The organism is Roseivirga sp. AWQ4_251 (assembly GCF_056158225.1).
In genome coordinates this window covers 706,007-720,466 of sequence record NZ_JBSWSW010000002.1, presented here as the reverse complement: position 1 = coordinate 720,466, position 14,460 = coordinate 706,007, and the positions used below count along the sequence as shown (strand labels likewise).

The 14,460-nt window shown below is 40.6% G+C and carries 10 protein-coding genes; 4 read left to right on the top strand and 6 right to left on the bottom strand.

The window, feature by feature from the left end:
* Window positions 1-149: 149 nt before the first annotated feature.
* Window positions 150-4,148 carry an AAA domain-containing protein gene (locus ACXACJ_RS17340; RefSeq protein ID WP_475135675.1) on the top strand — a complete coding sequence of 1,333 codons (3,999 nt, stop codon included), beginning with the start codon at window positions 150-152 and terminating at the stop codon, window positions 4,146-4,148.
* A 7-nt stretch (window positions 4,149-4,155) separates the two neighbouring features.
* Here ACXACJ_RS17340 and ACXACJ_RS17335 read toward each other — a convergent pair whose 3' ends face one another.
* The 4 genes from ACXACJ_RS17335 to recQ are packed head-to-tail and all read right to left on the bottom strand — an operon-like array spanning window position 4,156 to window position 9,448.
* Window positions 4,156-4,629 carry a gliding motility lipoprotein GldH gene (locus ACXACJ_RS17335; RefSeq protein WP_475135674.1) on the bottom strand — a complete coding sequence of 158 codons (474 nt, stop codon included), beginning with the start codon at window positions 4,627-4,629 and terminating at the stop codon, window positions 4,156-4,158.
* Window positions 4,626-5,906: a PSP1 domain-containing protein gene (locus tag ACXACJ_RS17330; RefSeq protein WP_475135673.1), complete on the bottom strand. Its 1,281-nt coding sequence runs from the start codon at window positions 5,904-5,906 to the stop codon at window positions 4,626-4,628. The genes ACXACJ_RS17335 and ACXACJ_RS17330 overlap by 4 nt, the downstream gene beginning before the upstream one ends.
* Window positions 5,907-5,933: 27 nt before the next feature.
* On the bottom strand, window positions 5,934-7,226 hold the full coding sequence (purD, locus tag ACXACJ_RS17325) for a phosphoribosylamine--glycine ligase (RefSeq protein ID WP_475135672.1): 1,293 nt from the start codon (window positions 7,224-7,226) through the stop codon (window positions 5,934-5,936).
* Between the two features lie 32 nt (window positions 7,227-7,258).
* Window positions 7,259-9,448, bottom strand: a complete 2,190-nt coding sequence (gene recQ / locus ACXACJ_RS17320) for a DNA helicase RecQ (protein WP_475135671.1) — start codon at window positions 9,446-9,448, stop codon at window positions 7,259-7,261.
* An 82-nt stretch (window positions 9,449-9,530) separates the two neighbouring features.
* On the opposite strand from recQ, the gene ACXACJ_RS17315 reads away from it, so the two are divergent.
* Window positions 9,531-10,499 carry a KpsF/GutQ family sugar-phosphate isomerase gene (locus tag ACXACJ_RS17315; protein ID WP_475135670.1) on the top strand — a complete coding sequence of 323 codons (969 nt, stop codon included), beginning with the start codon at window positions 9,531-9,533 and terminating at the stop codon, window positions 10,497-10,499.
* A gap of 2 nt (window positions 10,500-10,501) precedes the next feature.
* Window positions 10,502-11,572, top strand: a complete 1,071-nt coding sequence (locus ACXACJ_RS17310; RefSeq protein ID WP_475135669.1) for a mannose-1-phosphate guanylyltransferase — start codon at window positions 10,502-10,504, stop codon at window positions 11,570-11,572.
* A 45-nt stretch (window positions 11,573-11,617) separates the two neighbouring features.
* Here ACXACJ_RS17310 and rlmB read toward each other — a convergent pair whose 3' ends face one another.
* Both rlmB and ACXACJ_RS17300 read right to left on the bottom strand, forming a co-directional pair.
* On the bottom strand, window positions 11,618-12,361 hold the full coding sequence (rlmB, locus tag ACXACJ_RS17305) for a 23S rRNA (guanosine(2251)-2'-O)-methyltransferase RlmB (RefSeq protein ID WP_475135668.1): 744 nt from the start codon (window positions 12,359-12,361) through the stop codon (window positions 11,618-11,620).
* Window positions 12,358-13,581, bottom strand: a complete 1,224-nt coding sequence (locus tag ACXACJ_RS17300) for a GWxTD domain-containing protein (protein ID WP_475135667.1) — start codon at window positions 13,579-13,581, stop codon at window positions 12,358-12,360. The genes rlmB and ACXACJ_RS17300 overlap by 4 nt, the downstream gene beginning before the upstream one ends.
* A gap of 100 nt (window positions 13,582-13,681) precedes the next feature.
* Here ACXACJ_RS17300 and ACXACJ_RS17295 point away from each other — a divergent pair, with 100 nt between their 5' ends.
* Window positions 13,682-14,455 carry a class I SAM-dependent methyltransferase gene (locus tag ACXACJ_RS17295; RefSeq protein ID WP_475135666.1) on the top strand — a complete coding sequence of 258 codons (774 nt, stop codon included), beginning with the start codon at window positions 13,682-13,684 and terminating at the stop codon, window positions 14,453-14,455.
* Window positions 14,456-14,460 lie beyond the last annotated feature (5 nt).

The window sequence follows — 14,460 nt, the reverse complement described above, 5'->3', positions numbered from 1 at the left end:
TAGTGCCGAATTTATTTCGGCATCTTTTTTATAGCCCCACAATAATTTCGAACATTTCAATAATTTTTCTCTTCTACAAAGTGGGTGATAAATAAGTCAATTATTTATCAGTTGTTATTGCTAAAACTCGATAATGTTTAAATTCAGTCATGCAACACATTCTTCAGAGCTACCTTAGGCGGTTAACTAATCTTTCGGCAAATAATCGCTCTTTGGTTTTGCTCCGTTTGCTGACAGATCAGTTTATCGACCTTAACGATTTCGATTATATGGATCTGAATCCTTCTTTCAGAATTATGGAAGATGTGATTGTTCAGAAATCGAAAATTAAACTGATCCCGAATTCTGACAGCCGCGATGCTCGCTCCAATCAGTTGGCCAATCGATTGAGGAAAATCAAAAGAAGGGAGCAATTCCTTTTCGAAGAAAGTGGGGGTAAAGATTTATATGTGGGTTGGCCTTTTGTACATGGTCAATTTAACGATGGCTCAATTGTTAGGGCTCCGCTAGTTTTTTTTCCAGTTCAGCTGGAAATGGAGGATAATCAGTGGCTTCTAAAGCCGAGAACCGATGTCAACATCAGTTTTAATAAGAGTTTTTTGCTGGCCTATGCGCACTATAATCAAATTAAGCTTGATGAAGAATTGTTCGATCAGGCTTTTGATGATCTAACCAAAGACAGCACCGCTTTTAGAACGGGTCTTTATGAATTGCTTAACGATAGCAATTTAAGTATTCGTTTTGGGAGCGAAATATATGCCGATAAGCTAAATCGTTTTTCGGAATGGGCGAAACCAGGTTTTGAAAAGGAATATGAAGCAGGAAAACTCCAACTTGTTTCTGAAGCAGTTTTAGGGATTTTCCCTCAGGCCGATTCCTATTTAATGCCCGATTATGACTTCATGATGGAGCATTTAAAAGTTGATAATCTCGAAGCCTTTTTTGCCCAGAAAAACCTATCGGATCAGCACAGTTTTGGTGCCGACTTCGATGCTTACCGATATTTTCTCGATAAGGTGAAAGAAGAAGAGACTTTTACCCCCTATCGCAAAGATGTTTTTCAAGAAAATGCTATCAAAGCCGTCAAAAAGGGAAATTCTTTGGTGGTTCAAGGCCCTCCAGGCACTGGCAAATCCCAGCTTATTTGTAATCTGATTGCCGACTATATGGCGCGCGGCAAAAAGGTTCTTTTGGTAAGTCAGAAACGGGCCGCTTTGGATGTTGTATATCAGCGATTGGAAGATAAGGACTTCACGGATTTTGTGGCCTTGGTGCATGATTTCAAGAATGATAGAAAGGCGATTTACGAGAAAATTGCCAATCAGATTGAACGACTTTCGGAGTATAAAAGAAACAACACGAACCTTGATGCTATTCAATTAGACAGAGCCTTTAAGCAAGCCAGTCGTACCATCGATGATCTTACCGATGAACTGGAAGAATATAAAACTGCGCTCTTTGATGATCAGGAATGTGGCTTGTCGGTGAAGGAACTTTATCTCACTTCCGACCCTGAAGCTGAAGCCATCACATTAGTTCAGGAGTATACAGAACTCGATTTTAGGAGCGGAAATTTTCAGAAGGGAATGAACCGCTATTTTCAGTATGCTTTAAAATTTAATGCTGAAGGCTATCCTTGGGCCGAAAGAGTAAGTTTTTCTGGCTTTAAGATCCAAGACTTGAAGAAAATGCTCGATTTTCTGGAAGAAATTCCGAAAGAAGCCAAACGTTTAGAAAAGGCAGTTTGTGAAATTATTGAAGAGGACGTAGACTATGACACTTGCCGCACCATTGCTGAAAATTTGGATAAGCTTCGTGATTTCAATGGCCTACTGAAAAACGAAGAAATTTATGGTTTGCTAAAACCGATGATCGGTCTTCAGAATAAAGATGGCGATGTGCTATGGCTTCAAAACAATAAAAGCCTTATTAATAAATGTTTTGAAGGCCCCGGAATTGAAAAGACCCTGACCATTCAAGAAATACCAGAAGTTCAGCGTTTGCTCAAAGCCAGATCAAGTGCTCGTAAGTCTTTTATTGAATCATTAAAGTGGAAATTCTCTAAGGAAAAACTGCGTTTGGCCCGTATTCTAGTGGCTAATAATTTAGAAGATAATAAGGCTGATTTCGAGATTTTGGATCAGAGAATCGATAATCGCTTGAATTTACAGCATCAGTTAAGCAAAACGGAGGAAGCTAATTGGATTGAAAGCGTTCCTGATTCTTTAAACAAGCAAGAAATTAATTTGTGGTTCGAGAAAATGGAAACCGCTCTTAGGGCAAAGCTCATTTTTGCTTCGTTCGCAAACTTCAAAGAGTATTTTCCTGTAAAGAAGCTTTCAGCAAAGGAGCTCCGAACACGCATAAAAGATATCATCGCCACGCTCAAGGAACTGCCGAAGAAGAGATTGCAGTGGAACGAATATATTTTGCCAAGGCAAATCGATGCGCTTCTTCTTTCTCCTGATGAATTAGCTCAAATGAAACGCGCATTGAAACGTGATTTCGATTCGATTTGCGAACTAGATCAAATCAAAAGTTCATTCACCAAAGCTCAGCTTTCTGTGGTAGAAAAGCTTGAGGAAAATGGTACGAAAACCCCAGAGCAGTTTATCGAGGTTTTTGACAATAGCCTTCGTTTGGCCTGGATAGATCATATTGAAAGCAAGTATCCGATTTTGCGAACGGTTTCTACGCTCAAGTTTGAGCAAATGATAGATGACTTGCAACAGGCAGAACAGGATAAATTGGATTCTAGCGCTCAAATTTTGCTGCAAAAAGCCAGAGAGAAAACTTACGAACCTGCTGAATATAATCGCCTGAATAATATGGTGACTTACCGTGACTTGCAACATCAGGTGAATAAAAAACGCAGAATTTGGCCACTCAGAAAGCTCGTAGCTCAGTTTTATGACGAACTCTTCAATCTGGTGCCTTGTTGGATGGCTTCACCAGAATCTGTTTCGGCAATTTTCCCTATGGAAAGCCTTTTTGATTTGGTGATTTTTGATGAAGCAAGTCAGTGTTTTGCAGAGAAGGGTTTGCCAGCCATTTATCGCGGAAAGCAGTTGGTAATTACAGGCGATAGCCAACAGCTGAAACCAAATGATTTGTATCGTGTCAAGTGGGAAGAAGAGGAAGAAGATGTCGCACTTGAAGTGGAATCTCTTTTAGAGTTGGCCGATAATTATTTAATGAAAGTACAACTTCAAGGGCATTATAGAAGCCAGTCGCTTTCGTTAATTGATTTTTCGAATCAGTATTTCTATAAAGGAAAGCTTCAGATGCTTCCCCATTTCAATCATATCAATGACTCAATACCTGCCATAGAATTTATTAAAACGGAAGGGGTCTGGCATCAACAGTCGAATGAAGTTGAGGCTGAAAAAGTAATTGAAGTGGTGAAAAATCTTCAGAAAAAAGATGATTCAAAATCTTTGGGCATCGTCACCTTCAACGCTTCTCAACAAGCTTTAATCCAAGATAAATTAGAAGAGCAAGGGCTTGAAATTAATGGGTTGTTTGTTAAGAATATTGAAAACGTTCAGGGCGATGAGCGTGATATTGTCATCTTTTCAACCGCTTATGGTCGCGATCAAAAAGGCAAATTGAATCTTCAATTCGGAAGTTTAAATGCAGCAGGCGGAGAAAATAAACTCAACGTGGCCATTACCCGATCAAGAGAGAAGGTGATTGTGGTGACTTCATTAATGCCTGAAGAATTGAACGTAACCAACGTGAAAAACGAAGGGCCGAAGTTGTTGAAAGCCTATTTGAAATATGCTCAAGAAGTTTCGGAAGGATCGTATTCACCTTCAATTTCAGTTACTCAGCAATTTAGCCAAGATTGGTATTTGAAGAATAAGCTTTTGGCCATGGAAAAGGAATTCAGCATTAAGTTTTCCGAGGAGTTGCCTTTTGCAGACTTAGCTTTAAAATATCGTGGAAAGTATAAAGCCTTGCTGCTTACCGATGATAATCGGTTTTATGAAAGCTCCACAATTAAAGATAGTTATGTGTACAAACCATTTCTTTTAGATTCGAAAGAATGGAAATATCGATTTGTACACAGCAGAACTTATTGGCAAAATATTCACCAAATAAAAGAGCGCATTGGTCGTTTAGTCGAATCAACTCAAGATAATTAGTCGTGGATTACTTATCTAGTTGCTCAATTCTAAGTCCTACCGAAGGAACATCTTTCAGGTCTGCTTCTCGCATATACTGAGCAATTTTCAATTTGAATTTGCCTGTATATGGAAAACTATACTTGGGTAGGATTTGTACTTCATGCTGAAAAACGCTGTTACCTTCGCCCAGAGGTTTGCCAGTAATGGCATCGAAAAGTTGGACGTTTACCAGTTCTGATTTCAGTTCATTATCCAGACTATCGGTTAAATAATAGGTCAGATAAAGATTTCTGTAGCGGAACTCGATGGTGTTCCGCACATTGATCAAAACCTTTTTAGGAGTAGTTTCCTTTACTTCGAATTCAAAACTCGGAATGCTGTCCATGTTCCAAACGCCTTCGTCAAAGTCATGAAAATCTTCATAGACTTTGTTTCGATCACAAGCATTGAAAAGTAACATTAAACCCAACAAAGCACATGCACTATATTTTAGTTTCATGGTTTTGGATTGCGGTTTGGATTGTCGTTGTTCCTTCTATTATTATTCCTTCTGCCGCGGCTCTTTTGCCCTCTGTTTGGATTTGACCCTTTACCTGGTTCTTGGTTAGGGGGTGCCTTTTGAGTATTTGCCTGAGGTTGTTGGCCTGGTTTTCCTTTCGGTTTTGGCTTTCTTCTCTTTTTGTTCTGAGCTTGTTTTTGCGACTTCTTCTTGAACTTCTCGTCCATTTTCTCCAAGTCTCTGTTGATGCCGCCATCTTTAAGGTCAGGCAGTTCAACGGTGTCTGTGGTGAAGGAATCAGGAATTTCGCCACGGTCGTTCATGGCTTTAATTTCAGCAGCTCTTTCCGTAGTAACGGGGTGCCAAGTATTTTCACTATCGAACCCAAACCACATTATTTTTCTGAAAATATCGGTTTTTTGAAGTCTTGCTTCTCCGGCCTTAGTTTTCAGTTTGGTTACTTCTGGAATATCCTCCAGAGCTTCCATGTAGGTTTCGAGTTCGTAGTTTAAGCAACATTTCAAACGGCCACATTGGCCTGAAAGCTTGCTAGGGTTCAAACTCAGATTTTGATAGCGGGCTGCGGATGTACTAACGCTTTTGAAGTCGCTAAGCCAGGTAGAACAGCAAAGTTCGCGTCCACAAGAACCGATTCCGCCCAATCTGCCAGCTTCCTGTCTAAGGCTGATTTGCCTCATTTCTACCCTGATTTTGAACTCGCTTGCTAATACTTTGATCAGTTCACGAAAATCCACTCGATCATCGGCAGAATAGTAGAAGGTGGCTTTGGTATTGTCCGCTTGATATTCAACATCCGTAAGCTTCATGTTCAGCTTTTGATCTTGAATAATCTGGCGTGTACGGAATAAGGTAGGCATTTCGCGTTTGCGAACGCTATCGTATTTTTCTAAATCTTTGAGTGTAGCTTTTCTATAAACTTGACGTATCTCTTCGTTGTTGGCGATTTTCTTCTTTTGCATTTGAAGACGCACCAACTCTCCTTGCATGGAAACGTAACCTAAGTGATGCCCACTTGGTACATCCACAATCACAGCTTCTCCAGTAACGAGATCAAGCTTTTCAGAATTTCTGAAGAATTCTTTTCTTCCGTTTTTGAAACGTACTTCTAAAATATCGAAAGTGTCAACCACTGGAATATCCATGTTGGAAAGCCAATCGAAAACATTCATTTTGTTGCAACCGCCTGTTGCACAGCCTCCGTTATTATTACAGCCCGAGACTGCCCCATCGACACTTACGCCACAACTACAGCTCATATAAATATGGCCTTTCGGCCGTTTTGTCTATTGATTAATTAATCGCAAAATATCCTGGCCTATATCTTTTCTGTGATATTCATCTTGCCATTCAATTTTGTTCACTCCATTATAAGCATTTTCAAGCGCTTTTTCCACTGAATCGCCTAATCCGGTGATTCCCAGTACTCTACCTCCGTTGGAAAGAACTTCTCCATTGGAGCCTGGCTTAGTTCCTGCGTGGAAAACCACTGCTTCGTTAACGTTTTCAATGCCAGAAATTAGATTTCCTTTGGCATAGCTGCCAGGGTATCCGCCTGAAACCATTACTACGGTAGTGGCTGCTTGATCGCTTACCTTAAAGTCTTTTTCGCCAAGTGTTCCATTGGCGCAACCTGCTAAAAGATCTATCAAATCTGAATCAATACGTGCAAGCACAGATTGAGTTTCAGGGTCGCCCATTCTAACGTTATATTCAATAACATAAGGCTCGCCATCCATATTCATCAAGCCAATGAAAATAAAGCCTTTGTAATCGATACCTTCTTGCTTCAAACCTTCAATTGTAGGTTTGATTACGCGCTCATCAACTTTTGAAAGAAACTCAGGCGTGGCAAATGGAACTGGAGAAACTGCTCCCATACCGCCAGTATTCAGGCCGCTGTCTTGCTCGCCAATACGCTTATAATCTTTTGCTTCGGGTAGAACTTTATAGTTGGTGCCATCGGTCAAAACAAACACTGACAATTCTATTCCAGTTAGAAACTGCTCAACGACAACGCGGCTCGATGCTTCACCAAATTTAGCATCAACCAACATTTCTTTTAAAGTTTCTCTGGCGTGTTCATTGGTTTCAGCAATAATAACCCCTTTTCCAGCGGCAAGGCCATCGGCTTTTAGCACAACTGGGTTTGGATGGCTCGAAACATAATTCAAACCTTCTTCCAGGGTGTCCATCGTAAAGGTTTTAGACTTTGCGGTAGGCACGCCATACTTAGCCATAAATTGCTTGGAGAAATCCTTGCTGCCCTCTAGCTGAGCACCGTCAGCGGATGGGCCAACCATTAAAATGTGCTTCAGCTTATCGTCTTTAGCAAAGTAGTCGCGAATGCCTTTTACCAAAGGATCTTCAGGCCCAACTACCACCAAATCGATTTGATTATCTATCACAAATTGACCGATAGAAGGGAAGTCCGTTACGTTTAGGTTCACGTTTTCACCTAAAGTTGATGTTCCGGCATTTCCAGGGCCAATAAATAATTTTTTGCACTGTTGACTTTGAGCAATTTTCCAGGCGAAAGCATGTTCTCTTCCTCCACTGCCCAACACAAGAATGTTCATGAAGCTAGAATTTTGTAAAGCGGTAAAGGTAGTTAATTTGCGTGTTCCGAATGGAATTTTATTCTAATCAGTCGCAAGTCTTCTTCCGTTACATCTTCATCTTCAAATTCATCTAAAGCCACTTCAATATTGTCCGTATCGGCATTCATGAAGTAATCCATCAGCTCATCCTCACGATCTTCGTCCATGATTTGCTCTAGGTAGTAATCGAGGTTTAGCTTGGTGCCTGAAAAACAGATGATTTCCATTTCGTCAATCAGTTCTTCCATACTCCATCCTTTCACTTCGGCTACTTCTTCTAAATCAATTTTTCTATCGATTTGCTGAATGATGTAAATCTTGTTCTTGGATTTTGACCCTGCAGATTTGATTACCACCACATCTTCAATGTCGATATCGTTGTCTTCAACATACTTATTGATGATTTTTAGAAATGGAGCTCCGAATTTGTTCACCTTGCCCATTCCAATGCCATTTACGTTGGCCAAAGCCTCTTTTGTGGTAGGGTAAGTGGTGGCCATTTCTTGTAAAGAAGGCTCTTGAACAATGGCGTATGGTGGTAAATTATGTTGTTTGGCGACTTTTCTTTGTTCAGCTTTTAGAAGATCGAACAATACGGCATCGAAAGATTGACCTGCGGCTTGCGCTGGTGATGGCTCATTGCTTGCGTCATCATCTTCGTCTACATCGCTAAAATCGTGATCCTTGGTGAGTTTAACAGAGTAAGGATTTTCTAAGAAAAGTCTTCCCTTGTCTGTTAATTTGAGAAGCCCAATGTTCTCAATGTCTTTGGCAATGAATTCGTTTAGCAGGGTTTGACGGATGATAGACTTCCAGAAGTGTTCATCATCATCTTTACCAATTCCAAATACGCTAAGTTCATCGTGTTTGTAGCTTTTAACGTATTGATTTTGGCTACCGCGAATCACATTTACCAAGTGATTTAAACCGAATCTTTCTTCAGTTTCCTTTACTGCTTGAATGGCTATTTTTACTAAATCTTGCCCTTCATATTCTTCTCTTTCGTAGCGACAGTTATCGCACATGCCATTTTCACGGCATTCCGTTGCGGTGTATTCTTCCCCGAAATAGTGTAAGAGTTGCTTGCGTCTACAAACAGCAGATTCAGCATAAAAACTCATTTCATCCAAAAGGATTTTTGCGTTTTCTTTTTCGGTAACGGGTTTGTCTTTGTTGAATTTTTCGAGCTTCAGAATATCCGAGTAGCTGTAGAACATGATGCATTGCCCTTCTAAGCCATCACGGCCAGCTCTTCCGGTTTCTTGATAATAGCCCTCCAAAGATTTAGGCACATCGTAGTGAATCACGAAACGAACATCGGGCTTGTCAATTCCCATTCCGAAGGCAATTGTGGCCACGATTACGTCTACTTCTTCATTCAAAAAGTCATCCTGATTTTTCATGCGAATATCAGGGTCGAAACCAGCGTGATAAGGGCGAGCCTTAATGCCGTTTACTTGAAGGAAGTTGGCAATTTCTTCTACCTTCTTACGACTTAAGCAGTAGATAATGCCTGATTTTCCTTTGTTCTCTCTCAGAAATTTGATCAACTGCTTTTTGATGGACTTTTTAGGTCTTACTTCGTAATATAAATTTTCACGATTGAAGGAAGACTTGAAAACATCAGCGCTTTCCATTTGGAGGTTACGCTGAATATCCAATTGCACTTTTGGTGTGGCGGTAGCGGTTAGCGCGATAATGGGCAGATCGCCCAGCTGATCGATAATATTTTTGATCCGCCTATATTCTGGCCTAAAATCGTGACCCCACTCGGAAATACAGTGAGCTTCGTCAATAGCCGCAAATGAAATGTTGGCCTGCTTCAGAAATTCTACGTTTTCTTCTTTGGTAAGCGATTCTGGCGCTACGTAGAGAAGTTTGACTTCACCTTCCAAAGTGGCCTTTTTCAGTTTGTTCACTTCGGTTCTCGAAAGCGTTGAATTCAAGAACCGGGCATTGATGCCAACGGCATTCATCTGGTCTACCTGATTTTTCATCAAGGCAATCAGAGGTGAAATAACTATCGCAGTACCGGGCCTTACGATGGCCGGTAATTGGTAACACATTGATTTTCCCGCTCCTGTTGGCATGATCACGAACGTATTTCGCCCTGCCAAAATGTTTTTAATGATGAGCTCTTGGTTGCCCCTGAACGCATCGTAACCAAAAACCTCTTTTAATTTTTTCCTTAATTCCTGCACACTACCTATAAATCTAATGGGTTTTAAAAAACGTCTCTACGAATCGTTATCTTTGAGTTGTAAAATTTCAAGCGCTATTAAGTTGAAATTAGCAAAAAATATTCAAATCACAGCCAAAAATACACTGCTGAAAGAAGCGGAGGCTATAAGGCAAATTTCGGATTTAATCGACCAAGGTTTTGAGGAGGTTGCTCTGCATATTCTTAACCTGAAGGGACGAGTGGTAATTACGGGTGTAGGAAAAAGCGGTATTGTGGCCAATAAGATTGTGGCTACGCTGAATTCTACAGGAACACCAGCCCTTTTTATGCATGCTGCCGATGCAATTCATGGCGATTTAGGCATGATTCAGCCAGATGATGCGGTAATCTGCATTTCCAAAAGTGGTAATACACCCGAAATTAAAGTGCTGGTTCCATTGATAAAAAGAACCGGTGCCAAACTGATTGCCTTGGTAAGCAATGTGGATTCTTTTTTAGCAAAGCAATCGGATTTTATACTGAACGCCACTATTGATGAGGAGGCAGACCCTAATAATTTAGCTCCAACAACTAGCACCACTGCCCATATGGCGCTTGGCGATGCACTCGCAGTAAGCCTTTTGGAGGCGAGAGGCTTCACCAGCGATGATTTTGCAAAATATCATCCGGGAGGTTCTTTAGGTAAACAGCTTTATTTGAAGGTGGATGATATTTATCCAAAGAACGAATTGCCCGTTGTTAAAGAAAATGATTTGGTGAAAGAGAGTTTGCTCGTAATTTCAAAGAAGCGATTAGGTGCTACGGCAGTTGTCAACGACCAAGGAAAGCTAACCGGTATTTTTACTGATGGAGACATTCGTAGAATGTTGGAAAAAGACATGACTTTTGAAGGTAGGTTAGTAGGAGAGGTGATGACTAAAAATCCAAAGACGATCAAAAAAGGAGAGTTTGCGTTAAGGGCAATGAACCAAATGAGGAAATTTTCGATCAACCATTTGGTTGTTTTGGATGGAGAAGAAATCGTAGGCTTTATTCATATTCAAGATCTTATCAATGAAGGAATAGTGTAACTATGGAACATAACTATGTAGTAATTATGGCTGGTGGGATTGGAAGCCGCTTCTGGCCTTATAGCAGAGCCTCCAAACCCAAACAATTTTTAGACGTGCTTGGCACTGGCCGTTCTCTACTCCAAATGACATATGATCGCTTTTTAGCGGTTTGCCCCAAGGAAAATTTCTACATAGTTACCAATGCTCGATATAATGATTTAGTGAAGCACCAGCTTCCAGAATTGAGTGATGATCAAATTCTTTTAGAACCTGTTGGTAGAAATACGGCTGCTGCGGTGGCTTATCCGGCTTTTAAAATAAAGCAGAAGGACCCAAAAGGCTTAATGATTGTTGCACCTTCTGATCATGTGGTTTTTAAAGAGAACGTTTTTGTTGAAAATATTACTACGGCTTTAAAAGCCGCTAAAGGTTCCGATAAGCTAATCACGATCGGAATTGTGCCTACCCGACCAGAAACTGGTTATGGTTATATCCAATACCATTCTAGCCCTTTAAAGAAGGTAAAGAAGGTGAAAACTTTCACTGAAAAACCAGAGCTCGAGCTCGCTCAGAAATTTGTGGAAAGTGGTGACTTCGTTTGGAATGCGGGGATTTTTGTCTGGTCGATAGAAGCCATTACAGAAGCTTTCAAAACGCACTTAATGGATATGGCCGTTATTTTTGATGAAGGCAGTGAGAGTTACTACACGGAAAAAGAGCAGGACTTTATTGATGAAGCCTACACGCAGTGTAAAAATATATCCATCGACTACGGCATTATGGAAAAGGCCGACAATGTTTATATGGTGAAAGGCAAATTCGATTGGTCAGATTTAGGAAGCTGGGACTCGCTTCATGAAATTCAGGAGAAAGATGCCAATAATAATGTGGTAGATGGAAATGCGTTGCTTTACAATTCCAAAGATTGCTACGTAAAAGGACCAGCCGATACTCTGATTGTCGCTCAAGATTTAGATGGCTACTTAATTACTAAATCGGACAATGTGGTGCTGATTTGTAAAAAAGACGCTGAAAAGAAATTCCGCGAGTTTTTAAGTGATGCAAAATCTAAGGGGGAGCACTTCTCTTAGGAAATGAAAGCTACATCCGAGCTGAAGCCTCAGTTCGGATGTAATTTAGCCTCTTTGTCTTACCACTTCATAAAGAATAACCGAGGTTGCTACAGAAACATTTAGCGACTTAATATTTCCTTTGATAGGTAGTTTGCAGGTTTGATCAGAGAGTTTTAGGTATTCAGGTGAAATACCATCTTCTTCAGAACCCATTAGTAAAGCTACAGGAGCCGTAAGATCTTTATCGAAAATCAAATCATCTGCTTTTTCTGTACAGGCGATAACTGTAATGCCATTGTCGCGAATTTCCTTCAACGTGATTTTTAGGTTTTCAGCTCGGCAAACCGGAATGTAGTTCAATGCGCCAGCAGAAGTTTTCATGGCATCACTGCCAATTTGAGCACTTCCGCGAGAAGGGATAACTATGCCATGAGCACCTACGCATTCAGCGGTTCTGGCAATGGCTCCGAAATTTCTTACGTCAGTAATTCTATCCAGAACGATCAAGAGTGGAGTTTCTCCTTTTTGATAAGCTTCGGAAATGATATTATCTAATGAAGCGTAAACTACAGAAGAAATAAAAGCAATCGCGCCTTGGTGATTTTTTCTGGTAAGTCTATTTAGTTTTTCGACAGGAACCTTCTGAATCGGGATTTTAAAGTCTCTGGCAGCAGCTACAAGTTCGGCAGAAAGGTCGTTTCGGACGTCCTTTTGCAATAGAAGCTTGTCAATTTCTTTGCCCGCGTTAATGGCTTCAATTATGGCTCTACTGCCATAAATAAAATCTTCTTTAAACTGAGTTTTCATTCTTCAATAATCTTTCCACTGCGCCAATCCGATACAGCTTCCATCCATGCATCTCGGTAGCGGCTTCCTCTAATCAATTTAAATTCCAGCAGGTTTCCTTTCGAAGGTGCTAAGTCGAAAATGAATCGAGTTCGGCCTCCGTTTGGCGAAGGGTACACCCAAAGTTCCGTATTTTCATTTCTGAAAACCTGAAGCGGATCTCCATAAATCATGTAAACCATTCCGCGGTCGGTTTTCCATCCTTCTTTGTCAGAAGTAAAGAAATGAGCTGCTTTTCTTACCCTTCGGAAATAATATTTGACAAAATCTTCTGCCGATTTTCCTCCTGTAGAAACTTTATTCAGCACAAAACCTTCGAAAGCATCGCGAATGTCGGTGGCTTCTCGAAGCATGTCGAACTCACTGGTGGTGCTTACAAAAATCAATGGCTGAATTAATTCCTGATATTGGCCAAAGAAAGGGTAAAACTGATCCGTAACAAGTATTCCCATTTGGTTCTCAGGAGCCGATGCTTCGTTAATCATGTAGAAGCCGGGAGTGGAAAAATGGAACAATTGATTTTCAGTGGCACCATATAAGGTGTCAATTGGAATTTGGGTAGGAGTTGGCAATTCGCCCTCATAGTATGGAGGAGGCGCTACAGCTTTGTTATTTTGAACTCCTTGAATCTCATATTTTCCTTCTTGACCGAAAACATTTACAATGCGCACCGATTGATCGATGCTTACAAAGTGAGAGAAGAAGGGGATGTTTCTCTTTTCTTCAAAAAGTAGAAATGGCTGATTTTGCATTCCTTCCTTTACCGTGATAGGAATGTCGACCATGAATTTTTTGTCGCGGGTTACATTCGTAATATCCAGAACCACCAAATTTTGGTCGGGCTCTTTGTTGAACTTGAAAGCATAGATGAACTCTCTAAAACCCGAGCCAATCAGGTGAGCAGAATCTAATCGTCCGCTCGCGTCAAGGTGTTTTTCGTCAATGTAGCTGCTGCGCAAATCGTAGCGAATATCATAATCACCGATTTTTACGTTTCCGCTATTCAGCAAAAATCTTACAAAAACCATTACCTCATTTTCTTGTTGGGCAACACGCCAATCAATAAGGAATTCGTTGTTCTGATTGTATAAAAAACTAATGTCGGCAGAGCTCATTCTGCTTTGCCCGTTCAGCCAATGAGCGCTGAGTACAAGAATGGAAATGATGAAGAGCCTTTTCATACCGTAATACACGTGTTCAAATGTAATCAAATTGTATTTGAATGCTTCGCTTTTGGGTTCATTCTAAATGAAATGGTTTATTTTTGACCAAAATTTGAGCATGGCTACCTATACTACTGAAATAGCTTCGGATAAACTAGCATCTGACAATCCAATTCACCAGCGTTTGCTGAGGGCCTATTATTTGGCAATTCCTTACATAAAGGGCGAATTGTTAGAATTGGGCTGTGGCGAAGGCCGAGGAGTAGAGCTGCTTTCACCGCTAGCCAGTAGCTATGTTGCGCTCGATAAAATTCAGTCAGTAATTGATGAACTGAAGGGGAAATATCCGAATGTGGACTTCCGACAAGCTGTTTTTCCTCCTTTTTCTGGTTTAGCCGATAACAGTTTCGATACCATAGTTTCTTTTCAGGTTATTGAACACGTGAAAAAGGACAAGGCTTTTCTGGAAGAAATCCACAGGGTTTTGAAGCCTGGAGGAAAGGCGATTCTTACCACTCCGAATATTAAAAAGACGCTTACCCGGAATCCTTGGCATGTGCGAGAATATACTGCACAAGAACTTACGGATTTGGCTTCTTCAATTTTTCCGAAAGTAGAAATGAAGGGTGTTTCAGGAAACGAAAAAGTAATGGCTTATTATGAGGAGAACAAAAAGTCGGTAGAGCGCATCACGCGTTTCGACATCTTCAATCTTCAGTACAGATTGCCTGCTCCATTGCTTAGAATCCCTTACGACATTCTTAATAGAGTGAATCGGAATAAACTGAATCAATCAAATGAAGGGCTTGTAAACGAAATCAGTCAGGAAGATTACCTCCTGACTGATGCTGCAGATTCTGCTTTAGACTTATTTCTCGTGGTCGAGAAATAAGCCTT